This window comes from Pseudomonas juntendi, assembly GCF_021560075.1.
Classification (GTDB): Bacteria; Pseudomonadota; Gammaproteobacteria; order Pseudomonadales; family Pseudomonadaceae; genus Aquipseudomonas; species Aquipseudomonas juntendi.
The window spans coordinates 1,162,417-1,180,346 of record NZ_CP091088.1; the positions used below are offsets into that span (position 1 = coordinate 1,162,417).

Consider the following 17,930-nt stretch of genomic DNA (forward strand, 5'->3'; position numbering starts at 1 on the left):
CGAACCCGCCGTTCTTTCACGGCGGGTTGTTTATTGCCAGTTGGAATAAAAGGACTTCATGAAACGTCTGCTGCTAACTGCGGTCATGTCCGCACTGATGATCGCTGAAGTTCACGCCGAGTCCTTCACCATCTCCGATATTCGCGTCAACGGCCTGCAGCGGGTTTCCGCCGGCAGCGTGTTCGGTGCCTTGCCGCTGAACGTCGGTGACCAGGCTGATGACCGCCGCCTGGTGGACTCGACCCGTTCCCTGTTCAAGACCGGGTTCTTCCAGGACATCCAGTTGAACCGCGATGGCAATGTGCTGATCATCAACGTGGTCGAGCGCCCGTCGGTGTCGAGCATCGAGATCGAAGGCAACAAGGCGATCAGCACCGATGACCTGATGAAAGGCCTGAAGCAATCCGGCCTGGCCGAAGGCGAGATCTTCCAGCGTGCCACCCTTGAAGGCGTGCGTAACGAACTGCAGCGCCAGTACGTGGCCCAGGGCCGCTACTCGGCCGAGGTCGACGCCGAGGTGGTGCCGCAGCCGCGCAACCGCGTGGCACTGAAGATCAAGATCAACGAAGGCACGGTCGCGGCCATCCAGCACATCAACATCGTCGGCAACAACGTGTTCGACGACGATACCCTGGGCCAGTTGTTCGAGCTGAAAACCACCAACTGGCTGTCGTTCTTCAAGAACGACGACAAGTACGCCCGCGAAAAGCTGTCCGGTGACCTTGAGCGCCTGCGTTCCTACTACCTGGACCGCGGCTACATCAACATGGACATCGCCTCGACCCAGGTGTCGATCACGCCAGACAAGAAGCACGTCTACATCACCGTCAACATCAACGAAGGCGAGAAGTACACCGTTCGCGACGTGAAGCTGTCCGGTGACCTCAAGGTGCCGGAAGACCAGGTCAAGTCGCTGCTGCTGGTGCAGCCTGGCCAGGTATTCTCGCGCAAGGTGATGACCACCACGTCCGAGCTGATCACCCGCCGCCTGGGCAACGAGGGCTACACCTTCGCCAACGTCAACGGCGTGCCACAGCCGAACGAACAGGACCACACGGTAGACATCATGTTCGTGGTCGACCCGGGCAAGCGTGCCTACGTCAACCGCATCAACTACCGCGGTAACACCAAGACCGAAGACGAAGTGCTGCGTCGCGAAATGCGCCAGATGGAAGGCGGGTGGGCGTCGACCTACCTGATCGACCAGTCCAAGACCCGCCTCGAGCGCCTGGGCTTCTTCAAGGAAGTCAACGTCGAGACCCCACCGGTGCCCGGCACCGATGACCAGGTCGACGTCAACTACAGCGTGGAGGAGCAAGCCTCCGGTTCGATCACCGCCAGCGTCGGTTTCGCCCAGAGCGCGGGCCTGATCCTGGGTGGTTCGATCAGCCAGAGCAACTTCCTCGGCACCGGTAACAAGGTGTCCATCGGCTTGACCCGGTCGGAATACCAGACCCGCTACAACTTTGGCTTCGTGGACCCCTACTTCACTGCCGACGGCGTGAGCCTGGGCTACAACGCCTTCTACCGCAGCACCAACTACGATGACCTCGATGTCGACGTGGCCAGCTATGCGGTGGACAGCCTCGGTGCAGGTGTGAGCCTGGGCTACCCGATCAGCGAAACTTCGCGCCTGACCTACGGCCTGAGCGTGCAGCAGGACAAGATCAAGACCGGCAAGTACACCGTGGACGAGATCTTCGATTTCCTCGACCAGGAAGGCGACAACTTCCTCAACTTCAAGGCGTCGATCGGCTGGTCCGAGTCGACCTTGAACAAAGGTGTGCTGGCGACCCGCGGTCACTCGCAAAGCCTGACCCTGGAATCGACCATTCCAGGCAGCGACCTGTCGTTCTTCAAGCTCGACTACCGTGGCCAGCTGTTCCAGCCGATCAACAATGACTACACCCTGCGCCTGCACACCGAGCTGGGCTATGGTGATGGTTATGGCAGCACCTCCGGCCTGCCGTTCTACGAGAACTACTTCGCGGGTGGCTTCAACTCCGTCCGCGGCTTCAAAGACAGCAGCCTGGGCCCACGCAGTACCCCAAGCCGCGGTGAGAACAATGGGGGTAAACCGGGGACTATTGCGGATCCGGACAAGGATCCACTACCGTTCGGCGGTAACGTCCTCGTACAAGGTGGCGTCGAGCTCCTGTTCCCGCTGCCGTTCGTCAAGGACCAGCGTTCGCTGCGCACCTCCGTGTTCTGGGATGTGGGTAACGTGTTCGACACCAACTGCGGCAAGAAGCCTGATTGCGAGAAGGTCGGTTTCTCGGGCATGGCCAGTTCGGTCGGCCTGGGCGTGACCTGGATTACTGCACTGGGCCCGCTGAGCTTCAGCCTGGCAATGCCGGTCAAGAAGCCGGACGATGCCGATACCCAGGTGTTCCAATTCTCTCTGGGCCAGACCTTCTAAGGTCGGCCCTTGCTTAACGACAACGGTTTATCCAGGAGTGCATCGTGCGTAAATTGGCTCAACTGGCCGTAGTGGCCGCGGCGCTGGTCGCCACCCCGGCTTTCGCCGAAATGAAGGTTGCCGTGCTGAACTATCAGATGGCCCTGCTGGAATCGGACGCCGCCAAGAAATACGCGGTGGATGCCGAGAAGAAATTCGGCCCGCAACTGACCAAGCTGAAAAGCCTGGAAAGCAGCGCCAAGGGTATCCAGGACCGCCTGATCAAGGGCGGCGACAAGATGCAGCAGCAGGAGCGTGAGCGCCTGGAGCTCGAGTTCAAGCAAAAAGCCCGCGACTTCCAGTTCCAGTCCAAGGAGCTGAACGAAGCCAAGGCCGTTGCCGACCGTGACATGCTCAAGCAGCTGAAGCCGAAGCTGGATGGCGCTGTCGAGGAAGTGATCAAGAAAGGCGGTTACGACCTGGTTCTCGAGCGTGGCGCGGTCATCGATGTCAAACCTCAGTACGACATCACCCGCCAGGTCATCGAGCGCATGAACCAAGCCCGTTGATATGAGTGTGACCATGACGCTAGGCCAGCTGGCCGAGGCCCTCGGTGCCACCCTGAAGGGGCCCGAGGCGCTGCAGATTACCGGGCTGGCCACCTTGCAAGAGGCTGGCCCCGGGCAGTTGACCTTCCTGGCCAACCCGCAGTACCGCAAGTACCTGGATAACTGCCAGGCCGGCGCGGTGCTGCTCAAGGCCGCGGACGCCGAAAGCTTTGCCGGCAATGCCCTGGTCGTGGCCGACCCGTACCTGGCTTATGCGCGCATTTCCCACCTGTTCGATCCGAAACCCAAGGCTGTGGCGGGAATCCATCCCAGCGCCGTGGTGGCCGAGGATGCCCAGGTAGATGCCAGCGCCAGCATCGGGCCGTTCGCGGTCATCGAAAGTGGCGCCCGTATCGGCGCCAACGTGAGCATTGGTGCACATTGCTTCATTGGTGCCCGTTGCGTGGTGGGTGAAGGCGGCTGGCTGGCACCGAGGGTCACGTTGTATCACGACGTCACCATCGGCAAGCGCGTGGTCATTCAGTCGGGTGCGGTGATCGGCGGCGAGGGCTTTGGCTTCGCCAACGAGAAGGGCATCTGGCGCAAGATCGCCCAGATTGGCGGCGTTACCATCGGCGATGATGTGGAAATCGGCGTCAACACGGCGGTCGACCGTGGCGCGCTGTCGGACACGCGCATCGGCGATGGGGTCAAGCTGGATAACCAGATCCAGATCGCCCACAACGTGCAGATCGGCGACCACACCGCCATGGCTGCGTGTGTCGGTATTTCCGGCAGCACGCGCATTGGCAAGCACTGCATGCTGGCGGGTGGCGTGGGGCTGGTGGGGCACATTGATGTTTGCGATAACGTATTCATTTCCGGAATGACCATGGTTACCCGCTCGATCACCGAGCCGGGCTCCTATTCTTCCGGTACGGCCATGCAGCCATTGGCTGACTGGCGCAAGAGCGCCGCGCGTATCCGCCACCTGGACGATATGGCCAAGCGCCTCCAGCAGCTGGAAAAACGCGTCGATACCGTGACCTCAGGTGGCCAGCCGGCATCAGAAGGCTGATACCATTCCCTGAGCAAGAGTGAACAGTCGCTAGCTGGCTCCTCTTTGGATTGCAAAAGGAGCGTGCGGTCAGCACCTGCGCTCCCTATTCTTATTACAGGCTTCCCCCCCGAAATGATGGACATCAACGAGATTCGCGAATACCTGCCTCACCGTTACCCGTTCCTGCTGGTGGACCGCGTGACGGAGCTGGACTACGAGGCCCAGAGCATTCGTGCCTACAAGAATGTCAGCATCAACGAGCCGTTCTTCAATGGCCACTTCCCGGCGCACCCGATCATGCCGGGCGTCCTGATCATCGAAGCCATGGCCCAGGCGGCCGGTATCCTGGGTTTCAAGATGCTCGATGCCAAGCCTGCCGATGGCACCCTGTATTACTTCGTCGGCTCCGACAAGCTGCGTTTCCGCCAGCCGGTGCTGCCGGGTGACCAGTTGGTACTGGAAGCCAAGTTCCTCAGCCGCAAGAGCATGATCTGGAAGTTCGAATGCCGCGCCCTGGTCGACGGCAAGCCGGTGTGCTCGGCAGAAATCACCTGCGCGGAACGCTCCCTATGAATTCGATTGATCCTCGGGCCATCATCGATCCCTCGGCCAAGCTCGCCGACGGTGTCGAGGTGGGCCCTTGGTCGATCGTGGGCCCCGATGTCGAGGTCGGGGAGGGCACCGTTATCGGCCCGCATGTTGTGTTGAAGGGGCCGACCCGCATCGGCAAGCACAACCGTATCTTCCAGTTTTCGTCGATTGGCGAAGACACCCCGGACCTCAAGTACAAGGGTGAGCCGACGCGCCTGGTGATTGGCGACCACAACGTGATCCGCGAAGGGGTGACCATTCACCGTGGGACCATTCAGGACCGTGCCGAAACCACCCTGGGTGACCACAACCTGATCATGGCCTATGCCCACATCGGCCACGACAGCGTCATCGGTAACCACTGCATTCTGGTCAACAACACGGCCCTTGCCGGGCATGTGCATGTGGGCGACTGGGCGATCCTGTCCGGCTACACCCTGGTGCACCAGTACTGCCATATCGGTGCCCACGCGTTTTCCGGCATGGGTACGGCGATCGGCAAGGACGTGCCGGCCTTCGTGACCGTGTTCGGTAGCCCGGCCGAAGCCCGTAGCATGAACTTCGAGGGCATGCGCCGGCGCGGTTTCAGTGCCGAAGTGATCCACGTGCTGCGCCGCTGCTACAAGATTGTCTATCGTCAGGGCCTTACCGTCGAAGACGCACTCAAGGAGCTGGCCGAGCCTGCTGCGCTGCACCCTGAGGTCGAGCTGTTCCGCCAGTCGATCGTGAACTCCGCTCGCGGCATCACCCGCTGACATGGCCCGGCTTTGCGTAGCGCTGGTGGCCGGTGAGGCCAGCGGCGATATTCTGGGTTCAGGCCTGATGCGTGCCCTCAGGGAGCGCCACCCCGACATACGCTTTATCGGGGTGGGCGGCCCCTTGATGGAAGCCGAAGGCCTGCAATCCTATTTCCCTATGGAACGCCTGGCGGTCATGGGCCTGGTGGAGGTGCTGGGGCGCCTGCGCGAGCTGCTCAAGCGGCGCAAACTGCTGATCCAGACCCTGATCGATGAAAGGCCGGATGTGTTCATCGGTATCGATGCGCCTGACTTTACCCTCAACATCGAGCTGAAACTGCGGCAGGCCGGGATCAAGACTGTGCACTATGTCAGCCCGTCGGTCTGGGCCTGGCGGCAGAAGCGGGTGCTGAAGATCCGCGAAGGCTGCGACCTGATGCTGACCCTGCTGCCGTTCGAGGCGCGGTTCTATGAAGAGCAGGGCGTGCCGGTGCGCTTTGTCGGCCACCCGCTGGCCGACACCATCCCGCTGCAGGCCGACCGCGCAGCTGCGCGTGCCACACTGGGCCTGGGCGAGGGCCCGGTGGTGGCCCTGATGCCGGGCAGCCGCGGCGGCGAGGTTGGCCGCCTGGGGGCGTTGTTCCTCGATGCTGCCGAGCGCCTGTGCCACCACGTACCGGGCGTGCGCTTCGTACTGCCGTGTGCCAATGCAGCGCGGCGCGCTCAGGTCGAGCAGATGCTCGAAGGGCGGCAGTTGCCGCTGATGCTGCTCGATGGCCAGTCGCACCAGGCCCTGGCCGCCTGCGATGCGGTGTTGATCGCTTCGGGTACCGCCACCCTCGAAGCCTTGCTGTACAAGCGGCCGATGGTGGTGGCTTACCGCCTGGCGCCGCTGACCTACTGGATTCTCAAGCGGCTGGTGAAAAGCCCCTACGTGTCGTTGCCAAACCTGTTGGCGCAGCGTGAGCTGGTACCTGAACTGCTGCAGGACGCTGCCACCAGCGAGGCGTTGGCCAATACCCTGGTACCGTTGTTGCGCGATGGGAGCCGGCAGACCGAACGTTTCGACGAAATTCACCGCACCCTGCGCCGCGACGCCTCCAATCAGGCGGCCGAGGCGGTGCTGGCCCTGCTCAAGGACCGCTGACATGCAATTTGGACTGGACTTCAACCTGGTCGAAGACCTGGTCGCCGGCGTTGACGAAGTGGGCCGTGGCCCGCTGTGCGGTGCGGTGGTAACGGCAGCGGTGATCCTCGACCCAACCCGGCCGATTCTCGGCCTGAACGATTCGAAAAAACTCACGCAAGCCAAGCGCGAGGCTCTTTTCGACGAGATTTGCGAAAAGGCCCTGAGCTTTTGCATCGCCCGTGCCGAGGTCGAGGAAATCGACCGGCTCAATATCCTGCAGGCCACCATGCTGGCCATGCAGCGCGCGGTCGAAGGCCTGCACGTTACACCGAAGCTTGCGCTGATCGACGGCAACCGCTGCCCGAAACTGGCCGTGCCGGCAGCGCCGGTGGTCAAGGGCGATAGCCAGGTCCCGGCGATTGCGGCAGCCTCGATTCTGGCCAAGGTCAGCCGTGACCGTGAAATGAGCGCGTTCGAGCTGATCTACCCCGGTTACGGTATCGGCGGGCACAAGGGCTACCCCACGCCGGTACATCTGGAGGCCTTGGCCCGGCTTGGGCCTACGCCCATTCATCGGCGTTCGTTCGCACCGGTGCGGGCCGCCTGGGACGCGCGTGAGGGCGTCATCGGTTCGCTGGTCTGACCAATGGGCCGTTATCCGGGGCCCTTGCAGGCGCTTTAGCCGCGAACACCGGCACAGCCGGTGCCGTGCACCGCGTCGCCTGGTTCGCGGGTAAACCCGCTCCTACACGCAGCCCCAAAACCCCCGCGCAATTAAGCTACAATCCCGCCCTTGTCGTTCAGCACTGCTACAGGATCTCCCATGTCGGTTCCCTTCGTTCACCTGCGCGTCCACTCTGAATTCTCGCTGGTTGACGGCCTGGTGCGGATCAAGCCGCTGGCCAAGGCGCTGGCCGGGATGAACATGCCAGCAGTGGCCATCACCGACCAGAGCAACATGTGCGCGCTGGTGAAGTTCTACAAGACGGCCATGGGCGCCGGCATCAAACCGATCTGTGGTGCAGACCTGTGGCTGGCCGGCGCCGACCCGGAAGCGCCGCTGTCGCGCATCTGCCTGCTGGCCATGAACCCCAAGGGCTATCGCAACCTCACCGAGCTGATCTCGCGCGGCTGGACCGACGGCCAGCGCAACGGCCTGGTGATCCTGCAGCGTGAATGGATCGCGCCGGCCAGCGAAGGCCTGATCGCCTTGTCGGCCGGCAAGGAAGGTGACATCGGCATGGCCCTGCTGGCCGGCCGTGACGACGAAGCCCAGGCCCTGCTGCAAGACTGGATGGGCATGTTCCCCGAGCGCTTCTACGTAGAAGTGCAGCGCACCAACCGCGCCCGCGACGAGGAATATGTGCATGCTGCCGTGGCCCTGGCCGACAGGCTCGGCGCGCCGCTGGTGGCCACCAACGACGTGCGTTTCATCAAGCAGTCCGATTTCGACGCCCATGAAACCCGGGTTTGCATCGGTGAAGGCTGGACCCTCGACGACCCCCGCCGGCCGCGTTGCTACAGCGACCAGCAGTACCTCAAGTCGTCCGAGGAAATGGCCGAGCTGTTCAGCGACCTGCCCGATGCCATCGCCAACACCGTCGAAATCGCCAAGCGTTGCAACATCCAGGTGCAGTTGGGCAAGTACTTCCTGCCCGACTTCCCCACGCCCAACGGCATGGGCATCGACGACTACCTGCGGCACGTGTCCCACGAGGGCCTGGAAGAGCGCCTGGCGGTCCTGTGGCCGAAGGAGACCACGCCCAATTACGAAGAGAAGCGCCAGGTTTACCTTGACCGGCTGAAGTTCGAACTGGACATCATCATCCAGATGGGCTTCCCCGGTTACTTCCTGATCGTGATGGACTTCATCAAGTGGGCCAAGAACAACGACGTGCCGGTAGGCCCTGGCCGTGGTTCGGGCGCAGGTTCGCTGGTGGCCTATGTGCTGAAGATCACCGACCTCGACCCGCTGGCCTATGACCTGCTGTTCGAGCGCTTCCTCAACCCTGAACGTATTTCCATGCCCGACTTCGACGTCGACTTCTGCATGGATGGCCGTGACCGGGTGATCGACTATGTGGCCGAGGCTTATGGCCGCAACGCGGTCAGCCAGATCATCACCTTCGGCACCATGGCTGCCAAGGCGGTGGTGCGTGACGTGGCACGGGTTCAGGGCAAGTCCTACGGCCTGGCCGACCGCCTGTCGAAGATGATTCCGTTCGAAGTGGGCATGACCCTGGAGAAGGCCTACGAGCAGGAAGAGATCCTGCGTGACTTCCTCAAGGGTGACGAGGACGCCCGCGAAATCTGGGACATGGCGTTGAAGCTCGAAGGTGTGACCCGGGGTACCGGCAAGCACGCTGGTGGCGTGGTGATCGCCCCGACCAAGCTCACCGACTTCTCACCGATCGCCTGTGACGAAGAAGGCGGCGGCCTGGTAACCCAGTTCGACAAGGATGACGTCGAGGCGGCGGGGCTGGTGAAGTTCGACTTCCTTGGCCTGCGTACCCTGACCATCATCAAGTGGGCCATGGAGATCATCAACCGCGAGCAGGCCAAGAAAAACCTGCCCGACGTGAATATCGACTTCATCCCGCTGGACGACCGCAAAACCTACGAGCTGTTGCAGAAGGCCGAAACCACGGCGGTATTCCAGCTTGAATCGCGTGGCATGAAGGAGCTGATCAAGAAGCTCAAGCCCGACTGCCTGGAAGACCTCATCGCACTGGTGGCACTGTTCCGCCCCGGCCCGCTGCAATCGGGCATGGTGGACGACTTCATCAACCGCAAGCACGGCCGTGCCGAGCTGGCCTACCCGCACTCCGACTACCAGTACGACGGCCTCAAGCCAGTGCTGGCCCCCACCTACGGCATCATCCTGTACCAGGAGCAGGTGATGCAGATTGCCCAGGTGATGGCCGGCTACACCCTCGGTGGCGCCGACATGCTGCGCCGGGCCATGGGCAAGAAAAAGCCCGAGGAAATGGCCAAGCAGCGCGGTGGTTTCATCGAAGGCTGCGTGGCCAACAATATCGATGCGGACCTGGCAGGCAACATCTTCGACCTGGTAGAGAAGTTCGCCGGTTACGGCTTCAACAAATCCCACTCCGCGGCCTACGGCCTGGTGTCGTACCAGACCGCCTGGCTGAAAACCCACTACCCGGCACCGTTCATGGCGGCGGTGCTGTCGGCGGACATGCACAACACCGACAAGGTAGTGGTGCTGGTGGAGGAGGTGCGCAGCATGAAGCTGCGCCTGGATGCGCCGGACGTGAACTTCTCCGATTTCAAGTTCACCGTGAACGACGACGGCCGTATCGTCTACGGCCTGGGCGCCATCAAGGGCGTCGGCGAAGGCCCGGTAGAGGCCATCGTCGAAGCCCGTGCCCAGGGCGGGCCGTTCAAGGACCTGTTCGACTTCTGTGAGCGCATCGACCTCAAACGGGTCAACAAGCGCACCCTCGATGCGCTGGTGCGCAGTGGCGCGCTGGACCGGTTGGGCCCGCATTTCCATGACGAAATCAAGGCCTACCATGCCCATATCGACATCAACCGGGCGACCTTGCTTTCGGCACTGGGTGAGGCCATCAAGGCCGCCGAGCAGGCCGCGCATACCGCGGACAGTGGCCATGTCGACTTGTTCGGGGGCATGTTCGACGCGGCGGATGTCGATGTTTACGCCAACCACCGCAAGGTGCGCGAGCTGACCCTGAAGGAACGCCTGAAAGGCGAAAAGGACACCTTGGGGCTGTACCTGACCGGCCACCCGATCGACGAGTACGAAACCGAGATTCGCCGCTTCGCCCGCCAGCGCATCATCGACCTCAAACCGTCGCGTGAAACCCAGACCATCGCCGGCATGATCATTGCGCTGCGGGTGATGAAGAACAAGAAGGGTGACAAGATGGGCTTCGTCACCCTGGATGACCGCTCCGGGCGGATCGAGGCCTCGTTGTTCGCCGACGCCTATATCGCGGCGCAGTCGTTGCTGCAGACCGACGCCATGGTGGTGGTCGAAGGGGAGGTCAGCAATGACGACTTCTCCGGTGGCTTGCGCCTGCGGGTCAAGCAGGTCATGACCATGGAAGACGCGCGCACCAAGCTGGCCGAAAGCCTGCGCCTGAAGGTGGCGCACGAAGCGTTGAAGGGCGACCGGCTGAAATGGCTGGGCGAACTGATCACCCGCCACCGCGGTGCCTGCCCGATCACGCTGGAGTACACCGGCAGTGACGCCAAGGCCATGTTGCAGTTTGGCGAGCAGTGGGCTATCGACCCTGCCGATGGGCTGATTCAGGCACTGCGTGACCAGTTCGGACGTGAGAACGTCTTCCTGCAATATCGTTGAACCGACAAAAATTTAATCTCGACCTGAATGCGCCTGATCCCTTAAGGTATGGCGCCAAACGGATCAACCGGCCGGCCGCCTGGCCGTAGACCCAAGACGGATGACTATGAACCCGAATTTTCTCGATTTCGAACAGCCGATTGCCGACCTGCAAGCCAAGATCGAAGGCCTGCGCCTGGTGGGTAACGACAATTCGCTGAACATCAGCGATGAAATTGCCCGTCTGCAAGACAAGAGCAACACCCTGACCGAAAGCATCTTCGGCAACCTGACCAGCTGGCAGATTGCACGCCTGGCGCGTCACCCACGTCGTCCCTACACCCTGGACTACCTGGAGCACATCTTCACCGAGTTCGAAGAGCTGCACGGCGATCGCCACTTCTCCGATGATGCTGCCATCGTCGGCGGCACTGCGCGCCTGGATGGCAAGCCGGTCATGGTTATCGGCCACCAGAAAGGCCGCGAAGTACGCGAAAAGGTGCGCCGCAACTTCGGTATGCCGCGCCCTGAAGGTTACCGCAAGGCCTGCCGCCTGATGGAAATGGCCGAGCGCTTCAAGATGCCGATCCTGACCTTCATCGACACCCCGGGTGCCTACCCGGGCATCGACGCCGAAGAGCGCAACCAGAGCGAAGCCATCGCCTGGAACCTGCGGGTGATGGCGCGCCTGAAAACCCCGATCATCGCCACCGTGATCGGTGAAGGTGGGTCGGGCGGTGCACTGGCCATTGGTGTCTGCGACCAGCTGAACATGCTGCAGTACTCCACCTATTCGGTGATCTCGCCAGAAGGTTGCGCCTCGATCCTGTGGAAGACCGCCGACAAGGCTGCCGATGCTGCCGAAGCCATGGGCATTACCGCCGAGCGTCTGAAGAGCCTGAACATCGTCGACAAGGTCATCCAGGAGCCGCTGGGCGGCGCCCACCGTGACCCGGCTGCGATGTCGGAAAGCATCCGCGCTGACCTGGTGCAGCAGCTGGACATGCTCGGCAAGTTCGACAATGACGCGCTGCTGGCCCGTCGTTACGAGCGCCTGATGAGCTACGGTCTCTGATTCCGTGATGTGATCCGGGGGCCGCTTTGCGGCCCATTCGCCGGCAAGTCCGCGCTCTCATGGTGTGGGAGCTGGCTTGCCGGCGAATGGAGTGCAAAGCACCCCCGGCGATCTCAAGCCATGTGAGGCCTTCATGATCAACCTCACCCCCTGGCGCAACGCCCCCACCTGGTACATCGCCTTCTCCGGCGGCCTCGACTCTACCGTCCTCCTGCACCTGCTGGCCGACTACGCCCGCAGCCACGCAGCGCCGCCCTTGCGTGCGGTTCATGTCCACCATGGCCTGCAAGCCGCCGCTGACGCCTGGCCCGCCCATTGCCAGGCCGTCTGCGCCAACCTCGGCATCGCACTTGAGGTAATCCACGTTCAGGTCAGCCCCGGCGCCAGCCTGGAACAGGCGGCCCGCGACGCCCGCTATGCGGCTTTCCAGCAAACCCTCGGTCCGGGCGAAATTCTGTTCACCGGCCAGCACTGTGACGACCAGGCTGAAACCCTGCTGTTGCGCTTGCTGCGCGGTGCCGGTTTGCGTGGCCTGGCGGCCATGCCGGGGCAGCGGCCGCTAGGGCAGGGCAGCCTGGTCAGGCCGTTGCTGGGCTGTGCCCGGCAGCAGTTGCAGGCCTATGCGCAGGCCCGCGGGCTCGCCTGGATCGACGACCCTTCCAACGCTGACACCCGTTTTGCCCGCAACTTTCTGCGCCGGGAGATGATGCCGCAGTTGCAGCAGCGCTGGCCACAGGTTGGCCAGAATTTCGCCCGTGCCGCCGAGCATCTGGGCGAGGCGCTGGGCCTGCTCGACGAACTGGCCCAGGGCGATCTGGTGACCGCGCAGCAGGGGGCGCCTGCCGCCTGGCCGGGGCTGGCCTCCCTCGACCTGGCTACCCTGATGGCGCTGTCGCCGGCGCGCCAGCGCAACGCCTTGCAGTACTGGCTGAGCCAACGCACGCGGCTGCCCGATACCCGCCATTGGGCCGGTTGGGCAGACCTGCGCGATGCCGCCGCCGATGCCCAGCCGGTGTGGCGGCTGACCGACGGGCAGTTGCAGCGTAGCCAAGGGCGCATCTGGTGGCTGAGTGGCGACTGGCTGCAGCCAGCCGCCGGTCAGCTGGCCTGGCCGGATCCAGGCGTGCCGTTGCCACTGCCGGGCAACGGTAGCGTGCGGCTTGTTGGCGCAGGGGGGGGGGGCGGGCTGCGGGTTGGCTACCGCGAGGGCGGCGAAATACTGGAGGTGCCCGGGCGCGGCCGGCGCGACCTCAAACGCCTGCTCAACGAGCAGCAGGTGCCGCATTTCCTGCGTGCGCGCCTGCCCTTGCTGTACCAGGGCGAGCGCCTGCTGGCAGTGGCCAATTTGCCCGGGCTGGGGCAGGCGGGTTGGCAGTTGCACTGGCAGTTACCGACGAACGCGCAAGGTTTGAGCTGAAGGGTACATTCGGGTAGACTACCCTCCCTTCTTGATACAGCTTCTGTGGGTTCCGCGAAAACACAGGAGTTGCCGATTACCAAGCAGTTTTTTGCTGGGCTGATTCTGAAATGACGAGCGAGCTCCATGCCGGGGATACCCCTGGTCTGTACAGACGCGGCAGTTGTTCGAGATGCACTGTGATTGACGCAGGTGATCGGGGGCTTCGGCCTTCCTTCGCTTTCTCCGGCGGCGCTGGCCGCCTTAACGCAGACTTCTAGGGTTTTTCATGACGCGCTACATATTCGTCACGGGCGGTGTTGTTTCTTCATTGGGGAAAGGCATTGCCTCGGCTTCCCTGGCGGCCATCCTGGAAGCGCGGGGCCTGAAGGTCACCATGCTCAAGCTGGATCCGTACATCAACGTCGACCCGGGCACGATGAGCCCGTTCCAGCATGGTGAAGTGTTCGTCACCCACGATGGCGCCGAGACCGACCTCGACCTGGGCCACTACGAGCGGTTCATCCGCACCACCATGACCCAGAACAACAACTTCACCACCGGCCGTATCTACGAGCACGTGCTGCGCAAGGAGCGCCGTGGTGATTACCTGGGCGCGACCATCCAGGTCATTCCGCACATCACCGACGAAATCAAGCGCCGCATCATCAAGGGTGCTGGCGACGCCGACGTGGCCCTGGTGGAAATCGGCGGTACCGTGGGCGACATCGAGTCGCAGCCATTCCTCGAGGCCATTCGCCAGTTGCGCGTCGAAGTGGGTTCCAAGCGCGCGATGCTGATGCACCTGACCCTGGTCCCGTACATTGCCACTGCTGGCGAAACCAAGACCAAGCCGACCCAGCACTCGGTCAAGGAACTGCGCTCCATCGGCCTGCAGCCAGACGTGCTGATCTGCCGTTCCGACCACCCGGTCGATGCTTCCTCGCGCCGCAAGATCGCGCTGTTCACCAACGTTGAAGAGCGTGCGGTGATTTCGCTGGAAGACGTCGACACCATCTACAAGATCCCGGGTGTGCTGCACGCACAGGGCCTGGACGACTTCGTCGTCGAGCGCTTCGGCCTGCAATGCAACGGTGCCGACCTGTCCGAGTGGGACAAGGTGGTCGATGCCAAGCTCAACCCTGAGCACGAAGTGACCATCGCCATGGTCGGCAAGTACATGGAACTGCTGGATGCGTACAAGTCGCTGATCGAAGCGATGAGCCACGCCGGTATCACCAACCGTACCAAGGTCAACCTGCGCTACATCGACTCGGAAGACATCGAGAACCAGGGCACCAGCCTGCTCGAGGGTGCCGATGCCATCCTGGTCCCCGGCGGTTTCGGCCTGCGCGGCGTGGAAGGCAAGATCACTGCGGTTCAATATGCCCGTGAGAACAAGGTGCCGTACCTGGGCATCTGCCTGGGCATGCAGGTCGCGGTGATCGAATTCGCCCGTAACGTCATGGGCTGGAAAGACGCCAACTCCACCGAGTTCGACCGCAACAGCGGCCACCCGGTCGTCGGCCTGATCACCGAGTGGGCCGACGCCACCGGTGCGGTCGAAACCCGTGACGAGGCCTCCGACCTGGGCGGCACCATGCGTCTGGGTGCACAGGACTGCCAACTGGCGGCCGGCTCCAAGGTGCACGATTGCTATGGCAAGGACGTGATCACCGAGCGCCACCGCCACCGTTACGAGGTCAACAACAACCTGCTGCCACAGCTGGTTGACGCCGGCCTGGTGGTTTCCGGCCGTTCCGAAGACGGCGCGCTGGTCGAAGTGGTCGAGTCCAAGGACCACCCATGGTTCGTTGCCTGCCAGTTCCACCCGGAGTTCACCTCCACCCCGCGTGACGGTCATCCGCTGTTCAGCGGCTTCGTCAAGGCGGCCCTGGCGCAGAAGAACAAGGCCTGATTTTTTCGGGTCTTTGGTGAGTTTTCCGACGGTTAAGTCCGCGCGAGGCTCATTTCTCGGGTAAAGTACGCCCCGATCTACCCCTGACCACTCGGTCAGGGGTTGCTTTTGCCAGGCCTGCCTGCTGCGTCCCTGCCTGGTGAAAGGCAAGAATTCCCTAAAGCTGCGTTGTTTTCGTCAATTCTGGAGTGCTTACAACAATGGCAAAAATCGTCGACATCAAAGGTCGTGAAGTTCTCGACTCGCGTGGCAACCCCACCGTGGAAGCCGATGTACTGCTCGACAACGGCATCATCGGCAGCGCTTGCGCGCCGTCCGGTGCTTCCACCGGCTCGCGCGAAGCGCTGGAGCTGCGTGATGGCGACAAGAGCCGTTACCTGGGCAAGGGCGTGCTGAAGGCTGTCGCCAACATCAACGGCCCTATCCGCGACCTGCTGCTGGGCAAGGACCCGGCTGACCAGAAGGCCCTGGACCGCGCCATGATCGAGCTGGACGGTACCGAGAACAAGGCCAAGCTGGGCGCCAACGCCATCCTGGCTGTTTCCCTGGCTGCCGCCAAGGCCGCTGCCCAGGACCAGGACCTGCCGCTGTACGCGCACATCGCCAACCTGAACGGCACCCCAGGCCAGTACTCCATGCCGGTTCCGATGATGAACATCATCAACGGCGGCGAGCACGCCGACAACAACGTCGACATCCAGGAGTTCATGGTTCAGCCGGTTGGCGCCAAGACCTTCTCCGACGGCCTGCGCATGGGCACCGAAATCTTCCACCACCTCAAGGCTGTGCTCAAGGCCCGTGGCCTGAACACTGCCGTGGGTGACGAAGGTGGCTTCGCCCCTAACCTGGCCTCCAACGAAGATGCCTTGGGTGCAATCGCCGAAGCCGTCGAAAAAGCCGGCTATAAACTGGGCACCGACGTGACCCTGGCACTGGACTGCGCCGCTTCCGAATTCTACGAAGACGGGAAGTACAGCCTGTCCGGCGAAGGCAAGTCCTTCGATGCCGAAGGTTTCGCAGACTACCTCAAAGGCCTGACCGAGCGCTTCCCGATCATCTCCATCGAAGATGGCCTGGACGAGTCGGACTGGGCTGGCTGGAAAATCCTCACTGACAAGATCGGTGAAAAGGTTCAGCTGGTTGGCGACGACCTGTTCGTGACCAACACCAAGATCCTCAAGGAAGGCATCGAGAAGGGCATCGGTAACTCGATCCTGATCAAGTTCAACCAGATCGGCTCGCTGACCGAAACCCTCGAAGCCATCCAGATGGCCAAGGCTGCCGGCTACACCGCGGTGATTTCGCACCGTTCCGGTGAAACCGAAGACTCGACCATTGCCGACCTGGCCGTAGGTACCGCTGCGGGCCAGATCAAGACCGGTTCGCTGTGCCGTTCCGACCGCGTATCCAAGTACAACCAACTGCTGCGTATCGAAGAGCAACTGGGCGCCAAAGCGGTTTACCGTGGTCGTGCCGAGTTTCGCGGCTAAGCAAGAGATGGTAAAAAGGCAGCAGCCGGAGTTGTAGGAACGTTCTTACTGAACTTTCCTTCTTCCCAACGGGTTTCTGTCAACGAAGCCTGGCCTCGGCCAGGCTTCGTGCTATTCGAGCTCCCGTAAAATGCGCGGCAGCCTTTTTGACCTGGATAACGTGATGCGCAGTCCCTATTGGGTGTTCCTTATTCTGCTCCTGCTGCTGGGTGGCCTGCAGTATCGTCTGTGGGTCGGCAATGGCAGCCTGGCGCAAGTGACCGAGCTGAAGCAGCAGATCGCTGAGCAGCACGCCGAAAACGAGCGCCTGCTGGAGCGTAATCGCGTGCTCGATGCTGAAGTGCTGGAGCTGAAAAAAGGCATGGAGACCGTTGAAGAGCGGGCTCGCCATGAATTGGGGATGGTCAAGGAGGGTGAAACCCTCTTCCAGTTGCCACAGAAATGATCGATACCTTACCGGCCTTCTGGGCCGTGATTCCAGCGGCGGGCGTAGGCGCCCGCATGGCTGCCGACCGCCCCAAGCAGTATCTGGAGCTGGCAGGGCAGACCCTTCTCGAGCACAGCCTCGACTGTTTTCTTGGCCACCCGACGCTTAACGGCGTGGTGGTCAGCATTGCCGAACACGACCCTTACTGGCCTGCCCTGGGCTGTGCCAGCGACCCGCGTATCCAGCGCGCGGCGGGCGGGCGCGAGCGCGCCGATTCGGTACTCAATGCCTTGCTGCTGCTGCATGCCCAAGGGGCGGCGGACAGCGACTGGGTGCTGGTGCACGATGCTGCGCGGCCCAACCTGGCGCGTAGCGACCTGGACAAGCTGCTGGCTGAGTTGGCGGATGACCCGGTGGGTGGCCTGCTGGCGGTGCCGGCGCGCGACACGCTCAAACGTGCCGATGGCAAAGGCCGGGTCAGCGCCACCGTTGACCGCAGCACCATCTGGCAGGCCTACACGCCGCAGATGTTCCGCCTGGGGGCGTTGCACCGGGCGCTGGCCGAGTGTTTGGTCTCGGATGTCGTCGTAACCGATGAAGCTTCTGCCATCGAATGGTCCGGGCAGGCGCCGCGGCTGGTCGAAGGGCGCAGCGACAACATCAAGGTGACCCGGCCGGAAGACCTGGAGTGGTTGCGCCAGCGCTGGGCAGGTCGACGCTGAGATCGCCGGGTCCGCTGCGCGGCCCATTCGCAGGCAAGCCAACTCCCACAGGGATCGCATCAGGGCTGATAGGTGTTTGTCACAAGATATGCAGTGCCTGTGAGATCGAGCG

The 17,930-nt window shown here is 62.5% G+C and carries 14 protein-coding genes; all 14 read left to right on the plus strand.

Annotation, left to right across the window (positions count from 1 at the left end; translation table 11 throughout):
* The first annotated feature begins 58 nt into the window (after positions 1-58).
* The gene (gene bamA, locus L1P09_RS05285; protein WP_235768554.1) at positions 59-2,419 is read left to right on the plus strand and encodes an outer membrane protein assembly factor BamA; all 2,361 of its coding nucleotides are present in this window, start codon (positions 59-61) and stop codon (positions 2,417-2,419) included.
* A 44-nt stretch (positions 2,420-2,463) separates the two neighbouring features.
* Positions 2,464-2,967 carry an OmpH family outer membrane protein gene (locus L1P09_RS05290; protein ID WP_003252311.1) on the plus strand — a complete coding sequence of 168 codons (504 nt, stop codon included), beginning with the start codon at positions 2,464-2,466 and terminating at the stop codon, positions 2,965-2,967.
* Position 2,968: 1 nt separating this feature from the next.
* Positions 2,969-4,024: a UDP-3-O-(3-hydroxymyristoyl)glucosamine N-acyltransferase gene (lpxD, locus tag L1P09_RS05295; RefSeq protein WP_029886979.1), complete on the plus strand. Its 1,056-nt coding sequence runs from the start codon at positions 2,969-2,971 to the stop codon at positions 4,022-4,024.
* 114 nt (positions 4,025-4,138) lie between these two features.
* On the plus strand, positions 4,139-4,579 hold the full coding sequence (fabZ, locus tag L1P09_RS05300; RefSeq protein WP_004375427.1) for a 3-hydroxyacyl-ACP dehydratase FabZ: 441 nt from the start codon (positions 4,139-4,141) through the stop codon (positions 4,577-4,579).
* A complete protein-coding gene (lpxA, locus tag L1P09_RS05305) occupies positions 4,576-5,352 on the plus strand; it encodes an acyl-ACP--UDP-N-acetylglucosamine O-acyltransferase (protein WP_009686941.1) in 777 nt (258 codons plus the stop codon). The genes fabZ and lpxA overlap by 4 nt, the downstream gene beginning before the upstream one ends.
* 1 nt (position 5,353) lies before the next feature.
* Positions 5,354-6,481: a lipid-A-disaccharide synthase gene (gene lpxB / locus L1P09_RS05310; protein WP_192439740.1), complete on the plus strand. Its 1,128-nt coding sequence runs from the start codon at positions 5,354-5,356 to the stop codon at positions 6,479-6,481.
* 1 nt (position 6,482) lies between these two features.
* Positions 6,483-7,106: a ribonuclease HII gene (rnhB, locus tag L1P09_RS05315; protein ID WP_029886977.1), complete on the plus strand. Its 624-nt coding sequence runs from the start codon at positions 6,483-6,485 to the stop codon at positions 7,104-7,106.
* Between the two features lie 180 nt (positions 7,107-7,286).
* Positions 7,287-10,811 (plus strand): DNA polymerase III subunit alpha, encoded by a 3,525-nt coding sequence (gene dnaE, locus L1P09_RS05320; protein ID WP_235768556.1) that lies wholly within the window; start codon positions 7,287-7,289, stop codon positions 10,809-10,811.
* 106 nt (positions 10,812-10,917) lie between these two features.
* Positions 10,918-11,865, plus strand: coding sequence for an acetyl-CoA carboxylase carboxyltransferase subunit alpha (locus L1P09_RS05325; protein ID WP_009686937.1), 948 nt, complete (start codon positions 10,918-10,920; stop codon positions 11,863-11,865).
* A gap of 133 nt (positions 11,866-11,998) precedes the next feature.
* Positions 11,999-13,282, plus strand: coding sequence for a tRNA lysidine(34) synthetase TilS (gene tilS, locus L1P09_RS05330; protein ID WP_235768558.1), 1,284 nt, complete (start codon positions 11,999-12,001; stop codon positions 13,280-13,282).
* A 268-nt stretch (positions 13,283-13,550) separates the two neighbouring features.
* A complete protein-coding gene (locus tag L1P09_RS05335) occupies positions 13,551-15,179 on the plus strand; it encodes a CTP synthase (protein ID WP_012270851.1) in 1,629 nt (542 codons plus the stop codon).
* Between the two features lie 200 nt (positions 15,180-15,379).
* Positions 15,380-16,669 carry a phosphopyruvate hydratase gene (gene eno, locus L1P09_RS05340; protein ID WP_029886974.1) on the plus strand — a complete coding sequence of 430 codons (1,290 nt, stop codon included), beginning with the start codon at positions 15,380-15,382 and terminating at the stop codon, positions 16,667-16,669.
* Positions 16,670-16,832: 163 nt separating this feature from the next.
* Complete coding sequence (ftsB, locus tag L1P09_RS05345; RefSeq protein WP_009686932.1) at positions 16,833-17,114, plus strand: cell division protein FtsB; 282 nt, start codon at positions 16,833-16,835, stop codon at positions 17,112-17,114.
* A complete protein-coding gene (gene ispD, locus L1P09_RS05350) occupies positions 17,111-17,818 on the plus strand; it encodes a 2-C-methyl-D-erythritol 4-phosphate cytidylyltransferase (protein ID WP_009686931.1) in 708 nt (235 codons plus the stop codon). Before ftsB ends, ispD begins: the two co-directional genes overlap by 4 nt.
* Positions 17,819-17,930 lie beyond the last annotated feature (112 nt).

Coding starts and splice junctions, on each gene's coding strand:
- bamA (WP_235768554.1), top strand. CDS start 59: ATGAAACGTCTGCTGCTAACTGCGGTCATGTCCGCACTGATGATCGCT.
- lpxD (WP_029886979.1), top strand. CDS start 2,969: ATGAGTGTGACCATGACGCTAGGCCAGCTGGCCGAGGCCCTCGGTGCC.
- fabZ (WP_004375427.1), top strand. CDS start 4,139: ATGATGGACATCAACGAGATTCGCGAATACCTGCCTCACCGTTACCCG.
- lpxA (WP_009686941.1), top strand. CDS start 4,576: ATGAATTCGATTGATCCTCGGGCCATCATCGATCCCTCGGCCAAGCTC.
- lpxB (WP_192439740.1), top strand. CDS start 5,354: ATGGCCCGGCTTTGCGTAGCGCTGGTGGCCGGTGAGGCCAGCGGCGAT.
- rnhB (WP_029886977.1), top strand. CDS start 6,483: ATGCAATTTGGACTGGACTTCAACCTGGTCGAAGACCTGGTCGCCGGC.
- dnaE (WP_235768556.1), top strand. CDS start 7,287: ATGTCGGTTCCCTTCGTTCACCTGCGCGTCCACTCTGAATTCTCGCTG.
- L1P09_RS05325 (WP_009686937.1), top strand. CDS start 10,918: ATGAACCCGAATTTTCTCGATTTCGAACAGCCGATTGCCGACCTGCAA.
- tilS (WP_235768558.1), top strand. CDS start 11,999: ATGATCAACCTCACCCCCTGGCGCAACGCCCCCACCTGGTACATCGCC.
- L1P09_RS05335 (WP_012270851.1), top strand. CDS start 13,551: ATGACGCGCTACATATTCGTCACGGGCGGTGTTGTTTCTTCATTGGGG.
- eno (WP_029886974.1), top strand. CDS start 15,380: ATGGCAAAAATCGTCGACATCAAAGGTCGTGAAGTTCTCGACTCGCGT.
- ftsB (WP_009686932.1), top strand. CDS start 16,833: ATGCGCAGTCCCTATTGGGTGTTCCTTATTCTGCTCCTGCTGCTGGGT.
- ispD (WP_009686931.1), top strand. CDS start 17,111: ATGATCGATACCTTACCGGCCTTCTGGGCCGTGATTCCAGCGGCGGGC.